This is a genomic window from gamma proteobacterium symbiont of Scutellera amethystina (genome assembly GCF_059730845.1).
Map to the genome: position 1 here is coordinate 3,860,545 of NZ_AP035935.1, position 19,586 is coordinate 3,880,130.

Annotated in this window: 19 protein-coding genes and 1 pseudogene; 6 read left to right on the forward strand and 14 right to left on the reverse strand. The window is 56.5% G+C overall.

Annotated elements, in window-relative coordinates:
- Position 1: 1 nt before the first annotated feature.
- On the forward strand, positions 2 to 445 hold the full coding sequence (gene parS / locus AC6I79_RS18295) for a type II RES/Xre toxin-antitoxin system antitoxin (RefSeq protein ID WP_141496166.1): 444 nt from the start codon (positions 2 to 4) through the stop codon (positions 443 to 445).
- Positions 442 to 906 carry an RES family NAD+ phosphorylase gene (locus tag AC6I79_RS18300; protein ID WP_058774932.1) on the forward strand — a complete coding sequence of 155 codons (465 nt, stop codon included), beginning with the start codon at positions 442 to 444 and terminating at the stop codon, positions 904 to 906. The genes parS and AC6I79_RS18300 overlap by 4 nt, the downstream gene beginning before the upstream one ends.
- 51 nt (positions 907 to 957) lie before the next feature.
- Here the strand turns inward: AC6I79_RS18300 and ssb1 are convergent, their stop codons facing one another.
- A complete protein-coding gene (gene ssb1 / locus AC6I79_RS18305; protein WP_021507842.1) occupies positions 958 to 1,500 on the reverse strand; it encodes a single-stranded DNA-binding protein SSB1 in 543 nt (180 codons plus the stop codon).
- 221 nt (positions 1,501 to 1,721) lie between these two features.
- On the opposite strand from ssb1, the gene uvrA reads away from it, so the two are divergent.
- Positions 1,722 to 4,550, forward strand: coding sequence for an excinuclease ABC subunit UvrA (uvrA, locus tag AC6I79_RS18310; RefSeq protein WP_021507843.1), 2,829 nt, complete (start codon positions 1,722 to 1,724; stop codon positions 4,548 to 4,550).
- A gap of 276 nt (positions 4,551 to 4,826) precedes the next feature.
- Entirely contained in the window at positions 4,827 to 5,891 is a 1,065-nt protein-coding gene (locus AC6I79_RS18315; protein WP_150360494.1) for an NAD(P)-dependent alcohol dehydrogenase, read from the forward strand.
- Here the strand turns inward: AC6I79_RS18315 and AC6I79_RS18320 are convergent, their stop codons facing one another.
- From AC6I79_RS18320 to dnaB, 7 genes and pseudogenes are all read right to left on the reverse strand, one after another.
- Complete coding sequence (locus AC6I79_RS18320; RefSeq protein WP_021507845.1) at positions 5,892 to 6,248, reverse strand: MmcQ/YjbR family DNA-binding protein; 357 nt, start codon at positions 6,246 to 6,248, stop codon at positions 5,892 to 5,894.
- A gap of 3 nt (positions 6,249 to 6,251) precedes the next feature.
- Positions 6,252 to 6,668 (reverse strand): secondary thiamine-phosphate synthase enzyme YjbQ, encoded by a 417-nt coding sequence (locus tag AC6I79_RS18325; protein ID WP_159377384.1) that lies wholly within the window; start codon positions 6,666 to 6,668, stop codon positions 6,252 to 6,254.
- Positions 6,669 to 6,774: 106 nt separating this feature from the next.
- Positions 6,775 to 8,232 (reverse strand): annotated as a pseudogene (locus AC6I79_RS18330) (catalase); the annotation flags it as partial.
- A 346-nt stretch (positions 8,233 to 8,578) separates the two neighbouring features.
- Complete coding sequence (locus AC6I79_RS18335) at positions 8,579 to 9,772, reverse strand: amino acid aminotransferase (RefSeq protein WP_031279758.1); 1,194 nt, start codon at positions 9,770 to 9,772, stop codon at positions 8,579 to 8,581.
- Between the two features lie 45 nt (positions 9,773 to 9,817).
- Complete coding sequence (locus AC6I79_RS18340) at positions 9,818 to 10,432, reverse strand: YitT family protein (protein ID WP_021507849.1); 615 nt, start codon at positions 10,430 to 10,432, stop codon at positions 9,818 to 9,820.
- A 228-nt stretch (positions 10,433 to 10,660) separates the two neighbouring features.
- Entirely contained in the window at positions 10,661 to 11,152 is a 492-nt protein-coding gene (locus AC6I79_RS18345) for an Lrp/AsnC family transcriptional regulator (RefSeq protein WP_132465725.1), read from the reverse strand.
- 128 nt (positions 11,153 to 11,280) lie between these two features.
- On the reverse strand, positions 11,281 to 12,687 hold the full coding sequence (dnaB, locus tag AC6I79_RS18350; protein WP_021507851.1) for a replicative DNA helicase: 1,407 nt from the start codon (positions 12,685 to 12,687) through the stop codon (positions 11,281 to 11,283).
- Positions 12,688 to 12,760: 73 nt separating this feature from the next.
- Between dnaB and AC6I79_RS18355 the strand changes: the two genes are divergently transcribed.
- Positions 12,761 to 13,744 carry a quinone oxidoreductase gene (locus tag AC6I79_RS18355; protein ID WP_058774935.1) on the forward strand — a complete coding sequence of 328 codons (984 nt, stop codon included), beginning with the start codon at positions 12,761 to 12,763 and terminating at the stop codon, positions 13,742 to 13,744.
- 190 nt (positions 13,745 to 13,934) lie between these two features.
- Here the strand turns inward: AC6I79_RS18355 and pspG are convergent, their stop codons facing one another.
- The 4 genes from pspG to AC6I79_RS18375 form a co-directional block, all read right to left on the reverse strand.
- The gene (gene pspG, locus AC6I79_RS18360) at positions 13,935 to 14,201 is read right to left on the reverse strand and encodes an envelope stress response protein PspG (protein WP_058770016.1); all 267 of its coding nucleotides are present in this window, start codon (positions 14,199 to 14,201) and stop codon (positions 13,935 to 13,937) included.
- A gap of 209 nt (positions 14,202 to 14,410) precedes the next feature.
- Positions 14,411 to 15,406 (reverse strand): tRNA dihydrouridine(20/20a) synthase DusA, encoded by a 996-nt coding sequence (dusA, locus tag AC6I79_RS18365; RefSeq protein ID WP_132465722.1) that lies wholly within the window; start codon positions 15,404 to 15,406, stop codon positions 14,411 to 14,413.
- Positions 15,407 to 15,496: 90 nt separating this feature from the next.
- A complete protein-coding gene (locus AC6I79_RS18370; RefSeq protein WP_058780893.1) occupies positions 15,497 to 16,744 on the reverse strand; it encodes a conjugal transfer protein TraF in 1,248 nt (415 codons plus the stop codon).
- Positions 16,745 to 16,923: 179 nt separating this feature from the next.
- Positions 16,924 to 17,169, reverse strand: coding sequence for a hypothetical protein (locus AC6I79_RS18375; protein WP_159377386.1), 246 nt, complete (start codon positions 17,167 to 17,169; stop codon positions 16,924 to 16,926).
- A 23-nt stretch (positions 17,170 to 17,192) separates the two neighbouring features.
- On the opposite strand from AC6I79_RS18375, the gene zur reads away from it, so the two are divergent.
- Positions 17,193 to 17,714: a zinc uptake transcriptional repressor Zur gene (gene zur / locus AC6I79_RS18380; RefSeq protein WP_088515725.1), complete on the forward strand. Its 522-nt coding sequence runs from the start codon at positions 17,193 to 17,195 to the stop codon at positions 17,712 to 17,714.
- Positions 17,715 to 17,784: 70 nt separating this feature from the next.
- On the opposite strand, the gene AC6I79_RS18385 is transcribed toward zur, so the two are convergent.
- Positions 17,785 to 17,997: a CsbD family protein gene (locus tag AC6I79_RS18385; protein ID WP_021507857.1), complete on the reverse strand. Its 213-nt coding sequence runs from the start codon at positions 17,995 to 17,997 to the stop codon at positions 17,785 to 17,787.
- Positions 17,998 to 18,156: 159 nt separating this feature from the next.
- A complete protein-coding gene (gene dinF, locus AC6I79_RS18390) occupies positions 18,157 to 19,482 on the reverse strand; it encodes an MATE family efflux transporter DinF (protein WP_159377387.1) in 1,326 nt (441 codons plus the stop codon).
- Between the last annotated feature and the right edge of the window lie 104 nt (positions 19,483 to 19,586).

Consider the following 19,586-nt stretch of genomic DNA (forward strand, 5'->3'; position numbering starts at 1 on the left):
CATGCGAGCTTATATTCCTCAGCCTGGAGCCAATGACAACACGCTGTGGCGGGTTGCAGGCCTGCCTCCACGTGGTATTGAGTTAACGCGTATGCTGGAAGCCGGTTTGCCGGTGGCCGTCATTGATGATATCCGTCACTGGTCGGCCATGACGCGCGCCGAAATCATGAAGGTCACAGGGATTAATGAACGCAACATTGCCCGTCGTAAAAGCACGGGTAAAAGTCTGTCACCCGACGAGAGTGAACGTGTCGCCCGCTTCGTCCGCGTGATGGATGCCGCCGTTCAGCTTTTTGCTGGTAATAAAGAAGAGGCCACCCAGTGGCTGAGCCGACCGGTGAAAGGGTTAGGCAATGTTGCGCCCATCACCTTACTGACGACGGAGAGCGGTGCGCTGGATGTGCTCGATCTGATCGGCCGTCTGGAGCACGGTGTTTTCTCGTGATTTTTTATCGGCTGACGAAGAGCCAGTATGCGGCTGAAGCCTGGTCCGGTTATGGGGCAAAACAGTATGGTGGACGCTGGAATCATAAAGGCTATCCCACCGTTTATGTTGCCACGTCGGTGTCACTCGCAGCACTGGAAGTGCTGGTCCATATCGGAAGAGAGTCGGTGCTGGATGAGTACACCTTATTCAGTATCGACATCCCGGATGCTGAAGTTGCCTATCTTGCTGAAGCATTTTTACCGCCGGACTGGCGTCATGATCCCGCGCCACTGTCGACAATGGATCTCGGCACCGGCTGGCTGCAATCCGCTGAAGGTGCCGCGCTGATGCTACCTTCCACGATTATCCCGATGGAAAACAACGCCATTCTGAACCCTCTTCATCCTGCCTTTAGTGACTATCTGCCGGGCGTGAAAGCGTTACCGTTTATGTTTGATCGCCGGCTTATCAGGACATAAAAAAACCCTCGCAGAAGCGAGGGCTGGATAACGCATTGATCGGTACGCCAATCAGAACGGGATATCGTCGTCGAAATCCATTGGTGGTTCGTTGTTCGCCGGTGCGCTCTGCTGCTGTGGACGCTGCTGCGCGCCGCCGCTGAACTGGTTACCCCCACCCTGCGGCTGCTGCGGCTGGCCCCAGCCGTTATTGTTGCCGCCGCCCTGGCCGCCCATGGGTGCGCCACCGCCGTTGCCGCCCTGCTGACGACCACCCAGCATTTGCATGGTGCCGCCCACGTTCACCACCACTTCGGTGGTGTATTTGTCCTGGCCGCTCTGGTCCTGCCATTTACGGGTGCGCAGCTGGCCTTCAATGTAGACCTGCGAACCTTTACGCAGATATTCGCCGGCTACTTCGGCCAGCTTGCCGAACAGCACGACGCGGTGCCATTCGGTGATCTCTTTGTTTTCACCGGTTTGCTTGTCGCGCCAGCTCTCTGACGTGGCCAGCGTAATGTTGGCTACCGCGCCACCATTCGGCATGTAGCGCACTTCCGGATCCTGACCCAGATTCCCGACAAGAATCACTTTGTTTACGCCACGACTGGCCATGTTGCTGTCTCCCGATGAGTTGATGCTAAAAGTCTAAGCGAAAAATTGTATCACGTCACAATGACGCTTCCCACTTTCGAGCGGGATTCCAGTTTTTCGACCGTGACAGGATAGCAAAAACACTGGATATTTATTCAGTTTATTTTTTGTGCCATAATGATGCGTTTCTGCTGGTCGTGCTGGCAAGGCATGGCGAGCGTTGCCTAATCCGGGAAAGGTGAATGGATAAGATTGAAGTCCGCGGTGCTCGCACCCATAATTTGAAGAATATCAACCTGATCATCCCACGCGACAAGCTCATTGTAGTGACCGGTCTGTCGGGTTCCGGTAAGTCTTCGCTGGCGTTTGATACGCTGTATGCCGAAGGCCAGCGCCGCTATGTTGAATCGCTTTCTGCCTATGCGCGCCAGTTTCTTTCCTTAATGGAGAAACCGGACGTAGACCACATCGAGGGGCTGTCGCCTGCCATTTCCATTGAGCAGAAATCGACGTCGCACAACCCGCGCTCGACCGTCGGCACCATCACTGAAATTCATGACTATCTGCGTCTGCTGTTTGCCCGCGTGGGTGAGCCGCGCTGTCCGGATCATAACGTCACGCTGGCGGCACAAACCGTCAGCCAGATGGTCGATCAGGTCCTGGCGCAGGAAGAGGGTCGGCGCCTGATGCTGCTGGCGCCGGTGGTAAAAGATCGCAAAGGCGAGCACACCAAAACGCTGGAAAATCTGGCGGCGCAGGGCTACATCCGCGCACGTATCGATGGCGAAGTGTGCGATCTGTCGGATCCACCCAAGCTGGAGCTGCAGAAGAAACACACCATTGAGGTGGTGATCGATCGTTTCCGCGTGCGTGACGATCTGGCGACCCGTCTGGCCGAATCCTTTGAAACGACGCTGGAACTGAGTGGCGGCACGGCGATCGTCGCGGATATGGACGATCCCGATACCGAAGAGATGCTGTTCTCGGCTAACTTTGCCTGCCCGGTGTGCGGTTATAGCATGCGTGAGCTGGAGCCGCGCCTGTTCTCGTTCAATAACCCGGCCGGTGCCTGCCCGACCTGTGACGGCCTCGGCGTTCAGCAATATTTCGATCCCGATCGCGTGGTTCAAAATCCGGAGCTGTCGCTGGCCGGTGGCGCCATTCGCGGCTGGGATCGCCGTAACTTCTACTATTTCCAGATGCTGCGCTCGCTGGCGGAACATCTGGATTTCGATGTTGAAGCGCCGTTCAATAGCCTGAGCGACAAAGCGCGCGAAGTGATTCTGTACGGCTCCGGCAAAGAGAACATTGAGTTCAAATATATCAACGATCGCGGCGATACCTCGGTGCGTCGTCATCCGTTCGAAGGCGTGCTGCATAACATGGAGCGCCGCTACAAAGAGACGGAATCCAACGCGGTGCGCGAAGAGCTGGCGAAGTTTATCAGCAACCGCGCCTGCGCCAGCTGCGAAGGGACGCGCCTGCGTCGTGAAGCGCGCCATGTGTTCGTGGAAGATACCAACCTGCCGACCATCTCGGATATGAGCATCGGCCACGCCATGGACTTCTTCCGCAATCTGAAGCTGAGCGGCCAGCGCGCCAAAATCGCCGAGAAAGTGCTGAAGGAAATTGGCGACCGTCTGAGCTTCCTGGTCAACGTCGGCCTGAATTATCTGTCGATGTCGCGTTCAGCGGAAACGCTGTCCGGCGGTGAAGCACAGCGTATTCGTCTGGCGAGCCAGATTGGTGCCGGTCTGGTTGGCGTCATGTACGTACTGGATGAACCGTCCATCGGTCTGCATCAGCGCGACAACGAGCGCCTGCTGTCGACGCTGATTCACCTGCGCGATCTCGGTAATACCGTGATCGTGGTTGAGCATGATGAAGACGCGATTCGCGCCGCTGACCATATTATTGATATCGGTCCGGGCGCTGGCGTGCACGGCGGCCAGGTGGTAGCCGAGGGCGATGTGCATGCCATCATGGCGCACGAAGATTCTCTCACCGGTCAGTTCCTCAGCGGCAAGCGTGAAATCGCGGTGCCGGCAGAGCGGGTGAAAGGCGATCCGTCCAAAGTACTGAAACTGAGCGGCGCGCGCGGTAATAACCTGAAGGATGTCACGCTGACGGTTCCGGTTGGGCTGTTTACCTGTATCACCGGCGTGTCCGGTTCCGGCAAATCAACGCTGATTAACGATACGCTGTTCCCGATTGCGCAGCGCCAGTTGAATGGTGCCACCAGCGGTGAAGCTGCGCCGTATCGCGAGATCGCCGGGCTGGAGCACTTCGATAAAGTGATCGACATCGATCAGAGCCCGATCGGCCGGACGCCGCGCTCAAACCCGGCCACCTACACCGGGATTTTTACCCCGGTACGTGAACTGTTTGCCGGCGTGCCGGAAGCGCGTTCGCGCGGCTACAATCCGGGCCGCTTCAGCTTTAACGTGCGCGGCGGCCGCTGTGAAGCCTGTCAGGGCGACGGCGTGATTAAGGTCGAAATGCACTTCCTGCCTGACATTTATGTACCGTGCGATCAGTGCAAAGGCAAACGCTATAACCGCGAAACGCTGGAGATTAAATACAAAGGCAAGAGCATTCACGAAGTGCTGGAGATGACCATCGAAGAGGCGCGTGAGTTCTTTGATGCGGTACCTGCGCTGGCGCGTAAGCTGCAGACGCTGATTGATGTCGGTCTGTCGTACATTCGTCTTGGCCAGTCGGCAACCACGCTGTCCGGCGGTGAAGCGCAGCGCGTTAAGCTGGCGCGTGAGCTGTCGAAGCGCGGTACCGGTCAGACGCTGTACATTCTCGATGAACCGACCACCGGCCTGCATTTTGCCGACATCCAGCAGCTGCTGGAAGTACTGCATCAGCTGCGCGATCAGGGCAATACCATCGTGGTGATTGAGCACAACCTTGACGTGATCAAAACCGCTGACTGGATTGTCGATCTCGGTCCGGAAGGCGGCAGCGGCGGCGGTGAAATTCTGGTGGCCGGCACGCCGGAAACCGTTGCACAGTGCGAAAAATCGCATACTGCACGCTTCCTCAAGCCGATGCTGAAAAAGTAGGTTTAACGCGCCGCACCCGCTGTTGCGGCGCGTTTTTTCTGATCTCGCCACGGCTTACCGCTCCGGTTACTCGCCAGCCGGTGCCATTGTCTGAATGCCTTAGCAAATGCAGAAACAGGCAAGAAACAGACAACTTCAGGCATATACGCATCGCGTCCCGCTGACTATTCTTACTGCGTTCCTTTTTGGCGCCGCTGACGCGCCTCTGTCCTTCAGTGTCATCACTGAACGGACCCCTCGCAAAAAATACTCACGACACATCTGACTGGAGACACCATGAATATTACGCATGCCTATGCCGCACAGGACGCGAAAGCCAAACTCGCCCCGTTCGATTATAAGCCGCGCGAACTGCGCGCTCATGATGTGCAGATTGAAGTGTTGTACTGTGGCGTCTGCCACTCGGACCTGCACCAGGCGCGCAACGAATGGCGCAACACCGTATTCCCGGTGGTGCCAGGCCATGAAATCGTGGGTCGCGTCACCGCCGTTGGCGCGCACACTCACCAATATAAAGTGGGCGATTTAGTCGGCGTCGGCTGTATGGTCGACTCCTGCCGCAGCTGCCCAAGCTGTCAGGAAGGACTCGAGCAGTACTGTGAAAACGGCTTTGTTGGCACTTACAACGGCCAGGATCGTGAAACCGGCGCCATCACCTACGGCGGCTACTCCACCAGCATGGTGGTTGATGAAAGCTTTGTGCTGCGCGTACCGGAAAACCTCGATCTGGCGGGCGTTGCGCCGCTGCTGTGCGCCGGTATAACCACCTATTCCCCGCTGCGTCACTGGAATGTCGGTCCCGGCAAAAAAGTTGGTATCGTCGGTCTGGGCGGCCTCGGCCATATGGGGGTGAAGATCGCGCATGCGATGGGCGCGCACGTGGTGCTGTTCACCACGTCACCGTCAAAAATTGAAGATGGCAAACGCCTCGGCGCTGACGAAGTGGTGATTTCGAAAGATGCTGACCAGATGGCGCAGCACGCCAACAGCTTCGACTTCATCTTAAATACCGTCGCCGCGCAGCACGATCTCAACCCGTTTATCGCCCTGCTGAAGCGCGACGGCAACATGACGCTGGTTGGCGCGCCGGAGCACGATCACCCGGCACCGCAGGTGTTTAACCTGATCCTCAAGCGTCGCAGCATTGCCGGTTCACTGATTGGCGGTATCGCTGAAACCCAGGAGATGCTGGATTTCTGCGGCAAGCACGGTATCACTTCGGATATCGAGCTGATCGCCATGAACCAAATCAACGACGCCTACGAGCGCATGCTGAAAAGCGACGTGAAGTATCGCTTCGTGATTGATATCAACACCCTGCGTGAAGAGTCTGCGGCTTAATCAGCGCGTCTCATCATCATGGCTGACGCCCGCCGCGCGCGTGGCGTCAGCCTGTTGCCATGACGCATCAACCAGATAGTAAATCTGCGAATCTTTCAGCGATCCATCCAGCCACAGCGTGCTCCAGTGCGACTTATTGAGATGTTCACTGGGAAACACATCGTGGTGTTCATCGCGCAATAACTCCGCCAGCGCGGGCGAGGTCTTCAGCGACAACGCCGGTCGCCCTTCAACGTCATGCACCATGGCAAACAGCACGCCATCGCTCTTCACCTGGGTTGCGTCCCACTCATCTTTATAACTTTGTGAAGCGCCCGGTTTGCTCATGCAGTAGGTCAGTAAATCCGACGTGTTCATGTTTTATTCCCCTTGTAAGGTGGCGACGATGCGCCGCGCGCCGCCGTGTACCCGATGTTCACCCAGCCAGATCCCCTGCCAGGTGCCGAGCAGCAGTTTGCCGCGGCTGACCGGGATCAGCAGCGATACGCCAAGCAGTGACGATTTGATGTGCGCCGGCATATCTTCAGCGCCTTCATAGTCGTGCTGATAGGGCGCATCCTCTGGAACGTGCCGCAGAAAGTGCTGCTCCATGTCGCTGCGCACCGTAGGATCGCAATTTTCATTGAGCGTCAGCGACGCTGAGGTGTGCTGCAACAGCAGATGCAGCTGGCCGATGCGCAGGTCCGTTAAGCCCTTAAGCTGGCCGACAATTTCGTCGGTGATCAGATGAAAGCCGCGCGCCTTCGCGCTCAGCGTGAGAGTTTGTTGCTGCCACATGCCACATTCCTGGGTTAAACCGTTTACTTAAGTGTGCAGCATGTCGGCGAAAGGTAAACCCTTCAGCGGGAAAAAGCGGCAGAGCGCTTGCTCTGCCGCCGGCACATCAGTCGCTCAGCTTGTCAGCCAGCGCTTTTACCGTGGTGATATCGTCCTGCGTTACCGCCGCCAGACGCGTGCCGTACTCGCTATCGGCCTTATAAAAGAACGAGAGCATCGCCAGCCGGCTTTGCGCGTCGGCGCTTTTCAGCGCGCCACCGAGCGAGGTGATCAGATCGCCCCGCTCTTTCGCGTTAAAGGAACGATACAGCTCCCCTGCCTGGCGGAAATTCTGCGGTTTGGCGATTATCGCCTGCTGCGTACTGCCGCTAAGCGGCGTATGGCTGTAACGCGCGCTTTGCAGCTCTTCACGCGGATAGATGCGGCTTGGCTGGTAATTAACGCCCTTGTCATCGGCGTTACCGCTATCCATCAGGCCATCCTGATTGCCGTTGCTGACCGGTACGCGCGGCGCGTTGACCGGCAGGCTAAGGCCGTTAGTGCCCACGCGGTACAGTTGGGTGTCAGCATAAGAGAACAGGCGGCCCTGCAGCAGGCGATCTTCAGACGGCTCAATGCCCGGCACCAGATTGGACGGCGCCATTGCCACCTGCTCGGTTTGCTGGAAGAAGTTGTCGACGTTGCGATTCAGCACCATCTGCCCCACTTTCACCTCGGGCACGTTCGGCCAGATTTTGGTGGAGTCGAGCGGATTGAAATCGAACTTATCCAGTTCGCTGGCTTTAATGGTCTGAATGTAGAGATCCCACTTCGGAAACGCTTTGCGGTTAATCGCCGCCACCAGATCTTCTGTCATGTGGCTGTAGCTGCGGCCCTGGATCGCTGCCGATTCAGCCGGATCGAGGTTGCGTTCGCCCTGCAGCGTTTTCCAGTGAAACTTCACGTAGTGCACTTCGCCTTTGCTGTTCACAAATTTGTAGGCGTGCACGCTGTTACCGTCCATTTCCCGATAGCTCGCCGGCGTGCCCATGTTGGAGAACAGCATGGTGAGCGCGTGCGTGGCTTCCGGTACGTGGGAGAAGAAATCGAAGGTGCGCGCATCGTTATCGAGGTTAGTGCGCGGATCCGGTTTAAACGCGTGCACCATATCAGGGAACTTGATCGCATCGCGGATGAAGAATACCGGCAGGTTGTTGCCAACCAGATCCCAGTTGCCCTGGCTGGTATAGAATTTGGTGGCAAAACCACGCGGATCGCGCAGCGTTTCCGGCGAATGCTTGCTGTGCACCACGCTGGAGAAGCGCACGAAGACCGGCGTTACCGTTCCCGGTTTAAACACCTCAGCGATAGTCAGATCGCTGATATCTTTGCTGGCGCGAAATTCACCGTGCGCGCCGGTGCCACGCGCGTGCACCACACGTTCCGGAATACGTTCACGATCAAAGCGCTGCAGCTTTTGAATCAGCTGCACGTCCTGTAACAGCACCGGGCCATTGGCACCGGCAGTTTGTGAATTCTGGTTATCGCCGACCGGCGCGCCGTTATCACGCGTCAGCTCAACGGCCGCAGCAGGCAGTGCGAGCGCCAGCGTCATGGCAATGCAGAGGGGTTTCAGTGCGGAGGGGAAATAGCTCATGGGCGGTTCCTTATTGTGATTGGCGAGCGCTCTGGCAGTGCGCCAAAGCGCGCCGGCAAAAAATAGCGCCCTCACTAACAGGAACACACAAGACCCGTCCCGATTACCCGGAGTTAAGGTGTTATACCCATGCGGAATGCGGCCACCAGCCAGCATGGCCGGCAAAGAGAAGCGTGGAAAAGCGGGGTGCGGCAGAAGGTACAGCGGGAACAGACAATGCGTGGATGACTGAAACGGGTGCCTGCCAGCCGCGGGCTGACAGGCACCGCATCGGTTACATTACGGCAGCAAACGCCTCAGCTACCTGATTGACGTTGCGGCTGTTGAGACCGGCGACACACATGCGGCCGCTGGCGATCAGGTACACGCCGAACTCTTCGCGCAGGCGGTCTACCTGCTGCGCGCTCAGGCCGGTGTAGCTGAACATGCCGCGCTGTTTCAGCAGATAATCAAAGTTTTTGCCGGGCAGTTTACTGTTCAGCACATTGACCAGCACCTGGCGCATTTCGATGATGCGCAGGCGCATCGCTTCCACTTCCGCCAGCCAGTTGTTGAGCAGCGCTTCGTCGTTCAGCACGCAGGAAACCACCTGAGCACCGAAGTTCGGCGGGCTGGAGTAGTTGCGACGTACGGTCGCTTTCAGCTGACCCAGCACGCGTGCCGACTCTTCTGCGCTGTCGCAGACAATCGACAGGCCGCCAACGCGCTCACCGTACAGCGAGAAGATTTTCGAGAAGGAGTTACTCACCAGCGCTGGCAGGCCCGCCGCGGCAATCACGCGAATCGCGTAAGCGTCCTCTTCCATACCGGCACCAAAGCCCTGGTAGGCGATATCGAGGAACGGAATCAGCTCCTGCGCTTTCAGGACCTCAACGGTTTGATCCCACTGCGCGTTGGTCAGATCCGCACCGGTCGGGTTGTGGCAGCACGGATGCAGCAACACGATGGATTGCTTCGGCAGCGTTTTCAGTTTGGCGATGAATGCATCGAACTTCACGCCGTTGGTGGCGTCGTCGTACCACGGGTAGGTGTTAACGTTAAAACCGGCACCGTTAAAGATCGCCACATGGTTTTCCCATGTCGGATCGCTGACCCATACGCTGGCGTCCGGGAAGTAACGCTTCAGGAAATCTGCGCCCACTTTCAGCGCACCGGATCCGCCCAGCGTCTGGATGGAAGCAATGCGCCCCGCCTGCAGCATCGGGTGCTCTTTACCAAACAGCAGCGGCGCAATGGCGTTACGATACGGACCCAGCCCTTCCATTGGCAGATAGAGCGAAGCCTGATGTGGCTGCGCCTGCAAACGCTCTTCCGCGGCGGCCACCGCCTGCAGCTGAGGAATGATGCCAGCTTCGTTGTAATAGAGGCCGATGCTCAGATTCACCTTGTGGTCACGCGGGTCCTGTTTGAAGGTTTCCATCAGCGACAGAATCGGATCGCCAGCATAGGCATCAACGTTTTGAAACACGGTGCAGATCTCCATGATTATTCATAAATGTGTGGGTCGACGTCATCAAACAAAATAGCGGCCGGGACGGTGATTCATGGCGATGATGAGATTGAGCATCACCGCGCCGGCGATGGAGGCCAGCAGCATCGGCAGCGATACCACAAAAAGCGAGGCCAGTACCACACAGGTATCCAGCGCCATTTGCAGTTTGCCGGCGCGCAGACCAGAGCGATCCTGCAGCCAGAGCGCCAGAATATTGATACCACCGAGGCTGGCTTTGTGACGAAACAACACTATAAACCCAATCCCCATCACCACGTTACCGAACAATGTCGCATAAAACGGATTTAGCGCAGAAAAATGGATAAACAGCGGGTGCAAATGGGTGAACAGCGATACCAGCCCCACCGCACAGAAGGTTTTCAGGGTAAATTCCCAGCCCATGCGACGAATGGCCAGCCAGTAAAACGGCAGGTTAATCAGAAAGAAGGCGCTGCCGAACGAGAGCGGCGACAGGTAGCTGATGAGAAAAGCCACGCCCGCCGTACCGCCGGTCAGCGCGCCCGCCTGTTTCAGCAAAATGACGCCAAACGACACCATCAGCGTGCCAAGCACGATAGCCAGCGCATCTTCTGTACGGGTGTGGGGAATGCGGGAAGGTTGTACAGCGTTATCCATGGCGCGATCTCTTTGCAAATGATGGCGTTCATTTGCAAAAAACGCACCACATCGGCGGCTTCCTGTCGCCGCCGATGGGTGCCAGCGATTATCCAATTGATAACTAAGGCGCTTTATTGCAGGTTTATGTGCATCAATCTGCTGTAAAATAATCGATTCATGCACAAATTCGGTTTCTGGTGCGCGCTTTGCGCGAAAAACGGCACAAATCTGCACCACACTGGCACATCATGCACTCTTTTGGCGCATTTTGTGCTCGGGGATCATCATCAAGCCGTTCTCTTTTAAACGGTTGAGTACCACCGAGGTTTTCACGTGGGCCACGCTTTGATGGCCAGCGACGAGCTGACTGATCAGCGCGCTCAGCGCCGCTAAATCGGCCACCGCGACTTTTAACAGATAGTCGGCGTCACCAGTGGTTTTGAACGCGTCGACAATCGCCGCTTCCTGCTCCACCATGCGGTGAAAACTCTCTTCGTAATCGGGCGTGTGATTTTTTAGTCGCACCTCGATCAAGCCGACCATACCCAGCCCTACCGCGTCCGGCGAGAGCCGCGCGTGATAGCCGAGAATAAGATTTGCCTGTTCGAGATTAATGCGCCGGCGTGAACATTGCGACGCCGAAAGTCCGACTAAATCACTGAGTTCCTGGTTGGTAAGGCGGCCGTTAGATTGTAGTAGTGTCAGTATCTTAAGGTCGTAATCGTCTACCTGAGTCATTCTGTGTCCACAGCGTTATAGGATTCGCTTTGCTACAGATAACCTGATAATTGACGAGGTTGTCCAACACTATTTTCTGATGACGTGAAATGCATGCACAAATCGTGCATGCAACTGTGGAAGCGCGATTATTCGTCGTCGTATTGCGGTCCGGCGTAGTTATCAAAGCGTGACCACTGGCCGTTGAACGTCAGACGTACTGTGCCGATCGGACCGTTACGCTGTTTACCAATGATGATCTCGGCGATGCCTTTCAGATCGCTGTTTTCGTGATATACCTCGTCACGATAGATGAACATGATCAGGTCCGCATCCTGCTCGATCGAGCCCGATTCACGCAGATCCGAGTTAACCGGACGCTTATCGGCGCGCTGCTCCAGCGAGCGGTTAAGCTGCGACAGCGCCACCACCGGTACATTAAGCTCTTTCGCCAGCGCTTTAAGCGAGCGTGAGATCTCGGCAATCTCCAGCGTACGGTTGTCGGAGAGCGCCGGTACGCGCATCAGCTGCAGGTAGTCGATCATGATCATGCTCAGGCCGCCGTTTTCACGGAACACGCGGCGCGCGCGTGAACGCACTTCGGTTGGCGTCAGGCCGGACGAGTCATCGATGAACATGTTCTTCTTTTCTAACAGGATGCCCATGGTGGCCGAGATGCGCGCCCAGTCTTCATCCTCCAGCTGACCAGTACGGATGCGCGTCTGATCAACGCGCGACAGCGAGGCCAGCATACGCATCATCAGCTGTTCGCTGGGCATCTCGAGACTGAAAATCAGCACCGGTTTGTCTGTCAGCATGGCGGCGTTTTCGCACAGGTTCATGGCGAAAGTGGTTTTACCCATCGACGGACGCGCCGCGACAATGATCAGATCTGAGCCCTGCAGACCGGCGGTTTTCTTGTTGAGATCCTGATAGCCGGTATCGACGCCGGTCACGCCATCGTGCGGCGTTGACACCAGCGCTTCAATGCGCGATACCGTCGCTTCGAGGATTTGCTCGATATTTTGCGGGCCTTCATCCTTATTGGCGCGCTGTTCGGCAATTTTAAAAACGTTGGATTCAGCGAAATCCAGCAGCTCTTCGCTACTGCGGCCCTGCGGATCGTAACCGGCGTCAGCGATCTGATTGGCCACCGAAATCATCTCACGCACTACCGCACGTTCACGCACGATGTCGGCATAAGCACCGAGGTTTGCCGCACTTGGAGTATTTTTTGCCAGCTCGGCCAGATAGGCAAAGCCGCCCGCCATCTCCAGCTCACCGCGCGTTTCCAGCGACTCTGACAGGGTGATCAGATCGATAGGCTGACCGGCTTCCAGCAGGCGCTGCATTTCGGAGAAAATCATGCGGTGCGAGCGGTTGAAGAAATCTTCCGCGACCACGCGCTCGGAGACGTTATCCCAGCGTTCGTTATCCAGCATCAACCCACCGAGCACCGACTGCTCCGCTTCGAGAGAGTGCGGCGGCATTTTCACGCCTTCGAGCTGCCGATCGCGGGGTTCGTTCGATTTGTTGGTGGGTTTATTTCCTGCCATAGTGAATGCATTACCGATCGTGAAAGGGACGCGCAAGTATACCGTCCCAGGATGAACAATCACAGGAGTCAGAATGGCAAAGCGAATTCAGTTCAACCAGCACGGCGGCCCGGAAGTATTGCAATGGGTCGATTTCACACTAGCCGATCCCGCCGACCATGAAGTTCAGGTGGAGAACAAGGCGATTGGTATTAACTACATCGATACCTACGTGCGCAGCGGATTGTATCCGGTCTCCTCGCTGCCGTCCGGCCTGGGCACTGAAGCGGCAGGCATCGTGAAAAAAGTGGGCAGCGCGGTTTCGCGTTTCAAGCCGGGCGATCGCGTGGTGTACTGCCAGGCCGCGCTGGGCGCCTACAGCGAGCTGCACAATGTGGCGGAAGATCGGCTGGTGATTCTGCCGGACAGCATCAGCTTTGAGCAGGCTGCGGCCTCCTTCCTCAAGGGCCTGACGGTGCAGTATCTGCTGCGTCAGACGTACAAAGTAAAAGCCGATGAAATTTTCCTGTTTCATGCCGCCGCGGGCGGCGTGGGCCTGATTGCCTGCCAGTGGGCGAAAGCGCTGGGCGCGCATTTGATTGGCACCGTCGGTTCTGCGGAGAAAGCGCAGATCGCCAAAGATGCCGGTGCCTGGGCCACCATCAATTATCGCGAAGAGGATATCGCCCAGCGCGTCAGCGAACTGACCAACGGTGAAAAAGTGGCGGTAGTGTACGACTCAGTGGGCAAAGATACCTGGGAACCCTCCCTCGACAGCCTGCGCCGCCACGGCCTGATGGTGAGCTTTGGTAATGCCTCCGGCCCGGTGACCGGCGTTGACCTCGGCATTCTCAACAAGAAAGGCTCGCTGTTTGTCACCCGCCCATCCCTGTTTGGCTATATCACCAACCGTGAAGAGCTCGATCGCGCCAGCGGCGAACTGTTTTCGCTTATCGCCAGCCGCGCTATTCAGCTTAACGTGCCGGAGCAGCAGAAATTTGCCCTGAGCGATGCAGTGCGTGCGCATCAGGTGCTGGAGAGTCGTGCCACTCAGGGTTCCAGCCTGTTGATTCCCTGATAGCAGAAATGATGAAGGGCTTCCCGAAGGAAGCCCTTTTCTTCTTTTTTATAGTTCGCGCTGGTGTAGGGACAGCGGCGATGAATTCGTCTGAATTTCTTTACCTATCCTGACAGAAAACATAAGTAAAAAATATGTTTAATTGCGAATTCGTACTAAGCAATCACCAACTCTGTGATCGTAACCGCATTTAGCGCCAGCTTCTCTTCTCTAAGTCGCTGATTTTCCTTTTCAGCCGGTTAAGTTTCACTTCTCCCTGCGGCGTGGTAAATGCGCGATACAGCCACACGGCGACCACCGCCAGCACCAGCCACGGCAACAATTTTATAACAAGCGCAAACAGCCCACCGAGAAACATCACCACCGTGGCCACCAGCAGCGCGGCGATCACGCCCAGCAGCGATACGCCTGTCAGCAGCAGCATCATAAAAAAGCCGATAACGAATAATATTTCCACGAGCGCTCTCCTGTATCAGTAATGCAGAAGGTATTACAAGATACGTGCCAGGTCGTAACGATCGCTAAGCCATTGAATTATCGCTTAGATGCAAGACGGAGGGGACGTTGATTTGGTGAAATTGACTAACTGCTGGTGAATTAAAAACCGCACGACGAAACCGTGCGGTTTAAACCGTCCTGCCAGCCTGACCAGGCCCGCTCGCGGGATCAGGCTTCCTGCACGATGCGGTCAGCCACCAGCGCCAGCGCCGCTTCCAGCACGCGGACGTCTGCGCCCGGTTTGTGGGCATTTTCGCTCAGATGACGGCGCCACTGGCGCGCGCCGGGAATGCCCTGGAACAGGCCCAGCATGTGGCGCGTAATGTGTCCCAGATAGGTGCCCTGTGCCAGTTCGGCTTCGATGTAAGGGTACATGGAACGCACCACGGCGACCGGATCGGCCACCGGTGTCTCGCGGCCAAACAGCTGGCGATCAACCTGCGCCAGAATGCCGGGATTTTGATAGGCCTCGCGCCCCATCATCACGCCGTCCAGGTGCTGCAGATGCGCTTTGGCCTCATCGAGCGTCTTAACGCCGCCGTTAATGGCTATGGTCAGCGCCGGGAAATCCCGCTTCAGCTGATACACGCGCGGATAGTCGAGCGGTGGAATTTCACGGTTCTCTTTCGGGCTGAGACCCGATAGCCACGCTTTACGCGCATGAATAATGAACGTATCACAACCGCCCTGCTGCGCCACGGTGCCGACAAAATCGCACAGGAAGGCGTAGCTATCCTGGTCGTCAATACCGATGCGGGTTTTCACCGTGACCGGAATGCTGACCACATCGCGCATCGCTTTGATACAGTCCGCGACCAGCGCCGCCTCACCCATCAGGCACGCGCCAAAACGGCCGTTCTGTACCCGATCGGACGGACAACCGACGTTCAGGTTGATCTCATCGTATCCGCGCGCTTCTGCCAGCTTTGCACAGGTTGCCAGCGCAGCCGGATCGCTACCGCCCAGCTGCAGCGCCAGCGGATGCTCCGCCTCGCTATAGGCCAGATAGTCGCCTTTGCCGTGGATGATGGCCCCGGTGGTCACCATTTCGGTGTACAGCAGCGTGTCGCCGCTCAGCTGACGGTGAAAATAGCGACAGTGACGGTCGGTCCAGTCCAGCATTGGGGCGATGGAGAAACGTTGCGAAGAGAATGTATCGGTCATGAAACGCAGTAAATCCGCAGTTAAGTGATGAGAAACTGCGCAATGATATCACAGCTGTGACGGGCGACACAGCCGCCCGTCATCGTGTGGTCAGAAGTTAAACCCGAGCTGCACCATGGCCCCCCAGGTATTGTCTTTGCCGACCGAACCGGCCAGGTCCAGATGCACCGCGTTGTTGAACGGCGACACGCCGAGACCGGCCGTAAACACATCGGTGTCATTCGACTTCATATCCGCGCGATAGCCGGCACGCAGCGCCAGCCAGTCCAGCACGCGATATTCACCACCCACGCCAGCGTACTGACTGCTCTCCTGCGATTTAAAACGTTTGGTTTCGGTCAGATCGACATCGCCGGTCAGAGTAAAGGGTCCGCGATTCCACGCCAGTCCGGTGGTTACCAGTGGGCGAATCTGATACGTATCGCGATAGCCGTTAACCTCTTTGGTGTCGATATCGCGCGAGACCAGGTTCTGCCCGGTCACGCCGAAGGTCCAGTTCTCCGCGAAGTCGGTAGCGATACCGGCATCGACGTTGAAACCGGTATCGGTGCTGCGATAGCGGCTGTCGTTAATATCATTCTTGTCGTAGTTATAAACGCTGGCGGTGTAGTTATACAGCCAGGTTTTCTGCAGCTTCGGCGTGACGCCAACGGAGACTGGGTGACCGGCGATGGTGAACTCATGTGCCATTGCGACACCGTAATCGGTGATCAGCGCAGCCAAGCCGTTGGCGCTGGATCGCAGATTATTTTGGTCGCCCGGCAAAGGAATGCGGCCATTTGCGACCTGATCCAGATAATCAATATCGCTCTGTACGACGTTAGCGCGGATGTGCGCCGTGCCGTAGGCTTTGGTGATGAAGGCGAAAGGAAGGGTCTCGTTGGGAATGCTGACGGCTAACGCCACGCCTGCGGTGCCATTCGCTTTATCACCGCGCAGATCGCGCAGCTGATTGGCCATATCACCTGCCGCGGCTCTGACCTGAGGCGCGCCATTGATGATCTCCGGCAGCGTGATGTTGTTGATCACGTCACGATAGCGGTCCACCGTATCAGTAATTTCGTCTACGCGATCCACTAATTTGTCTTTGTCAGTAATCTGCACACCTGCTGAAGGAAAAATGATGCTGACGTTATCTTCAGGCTGCGCTTTGGTCATCAATGCCGGGTTAGCCAGCACTGCCGAGCTCCAGGTTGAGGAAGCGACACCGGTTCCCCCCATGGCATCGTTACGCGCATCGTACCAGGTGCCAGCAGCAAATGCTGATGAGGTAACAAATACCGCATTAAAACCAACAACATAAGCAATTTTCTTGCGTCTGAATAATGTCTTCACCATGAGTCTGCCATCACCTTTTAATTGTCGTGGACTGTCTCTACGACGGAATAGTTTATTAGCCCTATTCTGAACGCTGGCTAACGCTTTATTGCTGTGAATTGAAAGGAATTAGCATTGCTATTCGCAGAATTGGTCACGCCCGCACCATTCTGCTGTTGTTTTATGCAGAAATATGAACGTCAGCTAAATTGATGCCAGAAATTACTTAAAACCTTTTGAACCATAGCCACTAAGTCAGTGAGTTGCAAAGCAAAAAGATGGGTTAACCTGTGAGAAAAAACTCGGGAAGGAAAAGCATGGCTTAACAGAAGGACGTACCAAGGGCCAACGCGGCAGATAAGTGGCTGAAAGCCAGACATTTCCTGGATGATATAAGGTAAAAAAGCAATGGCAGCAGCGTAAAAGTTTGTGTGATAAAATAACATCACCCATCACCTGGAGAATGCTTATGCCAAACCTCACGCCCGAACAACTGCTCACGCAGGCTGAATCTCTGTGCCTTGACCGTGGCGTGCGCCTCACTACGCAGCGCGCAGAAGTGCTGCGCCTGATGGCGGAGCAGAACGGTTCCATTAGCGCTTACGATTTGCTGGACCAGCTGCGCATCAGTGAACCCCAGGCGAAACCACCGACTATTTATCGCGCGCTGGATTTCCTGCTGGAGCAGGGGTTTATTCATCGGGTGGAGTCAAATAACAGTTATGTGGTGTGCCACCATTTCGACGAGCCGGCGCACACATCGGTGATGCTGGTGTGCGACAACTGTGCCGCCGTCAGTGAGAAGCACGCGCACGGCGTGGAAAAGATCATCGCCGGGTTGGCCGATCAGGCGGGTTTTACCTTACGTCATAGCGTTATTGAGGCGCACGGCCTGTGTGAAAACTGTGCCGAAGTGGCGGCCTGCACACAGCCGGGTAGCTGTCAGCACGATCATGAAGTGGAAAGTAAGAAGAAGGTGCGTAAAGGGTAACTGGCACGTCCGTGTGCCAGGCCGATCGTAACGATCAGCGGGTAGGAGCATCATCCTTAAAGCGGGAGACTTACCAGCGGTAATCTTTGTTTTGACTTTCCCAGTCTTTCAATTCACGTTCAGCTTCATCTTTGGCGTAACCGTAACGTTCCTGGATTTTACCCACCAGCTGATCGCGTTTCCCTTCGATCACGGTCAAATCGTCATCGGTCAACTTGCCCCATTTCTCTTTAAACTTCCCTTTAAACTGCTTCCAGTTTCCGCTCGCTTCGTCTTTGTTCATAACAATCCTCCACGTCTTCCTGAGTGAGATGGTTTATTTCTCATGTAATGCCGGAAATAACCATATAACGCGCTACTTATCTGCGCCGTTTGAGATAATTATAGTAGCCGCTTCGGATTGTGCACGGAATTACAGATTATTCTGGTGCCTGCGCTGCGCTTATGGCTGACTAAACCAGCTGTCACGCTGCCAGTGGCGGCGCCACATCCATCCCAGCGTCAGGCCGCGCAGCGCCAGAAACACCGTGATCGCCAGCCATAAACCGTGATTCCCTAACCACGGCAGCGTTAGTAAAGTGATGCCAAAACCGGCTGCGGCCATGATCATGCTGTTACGCATTTCGCGGCCGCGTGTCGCGCCGATGAACATACCGTCCAGCAGATAACACCAGACGCCGATCAGCGGTAAAATTACCTGCCACAGCAGAAAGCGATCGGCCATCTCACGCAACGGCTGCAGCGAGGTAAGCAGCGCAACAATGTGCGGGCCGCTGAGCGCATAAATAAGCGCAAACAGCAGCGCAACGATACCCGCCTGACGACAGGCGGCATGCCAGATCAGCAGCAGCCGGCTGCGATCTTTTGCCCCTACCGCTTCACCCGAGCAGGCTTCCACCGCGTAAGCAAAGCCGTCCAGCGCATAGGCAGTAAACGTCAGGAACATCAACAGCACCGCATTAACCGCGACCACATCCGGTCCGATGCGTGCACCCAGCAGGGTCAGCGAGGCGAAGCAGATCTGCAGCATGAGCGAGCGCAGCATGATGTCGCGATTAAGGCGAAATAACCGCGCCGCGTCACCGCGCCAGCTGTTTTTCAGTAGTTTGAAATCGATGCCGCGCAGTTTCAGCACACGCGCCACCATCCATAATCCCACTGCCAGCGTCACGTATTCGGCCAGCGCCGTGGCGGCGGCGGCACCGGCAACGCCCCAGTGCAATTTCAGCACCAGCAGCAGATCGAGCAGGATGTTGACCAGGTTTCCGACAATCAGCAGAACCATCGGCGCACGCGCATACTGCACGCCCAGCAGCCAGCCGAGAATCACCAGGTTAGCCAGCGTAGCCGGTGCGCTCAGCCAGCGGATTTCAATGAAGATCTGCGCCTGCTGCTGGACTTCCGCGCTGCCGCCCATCAGCGTTGCCGCCAGGCTACTGGCAGGAGAACGCAGCAGCGCCAGCAGCAACCCGACGGCAAGAGCGATCAACAGCGGCTGCATCAGTGCGCGCGCCAGTGCCTGTTTATCGCCGGCCCCGAACGCCTGCGCGGTTAAACCGGTGGTGCTCATACGCAGAAACAGCAGCAGCATAAAGATGAAGCTGGTTGCCGTGGTGCCTACGGCCACGCCGCCGAGGTAGATCGGGCTATCAAGATGGCCAATCACGGCGGTATCGACCACGCCGAGCAGCGGCACAGTGATATTGGAGAGGATCATTGGCAACGCCAGTCGCCACAGCGTTTTATCAGAAGAGGAAAATAGCTGCATCAGCCCCATCCCGAGGGTTACGGTAGTCGGCCTGAGCGAGCGCCTTACGGGCCGGGAACAAAAGTATGATTAAAGCAGACTGCGGCCAGCGCGCGAGCGCCGCC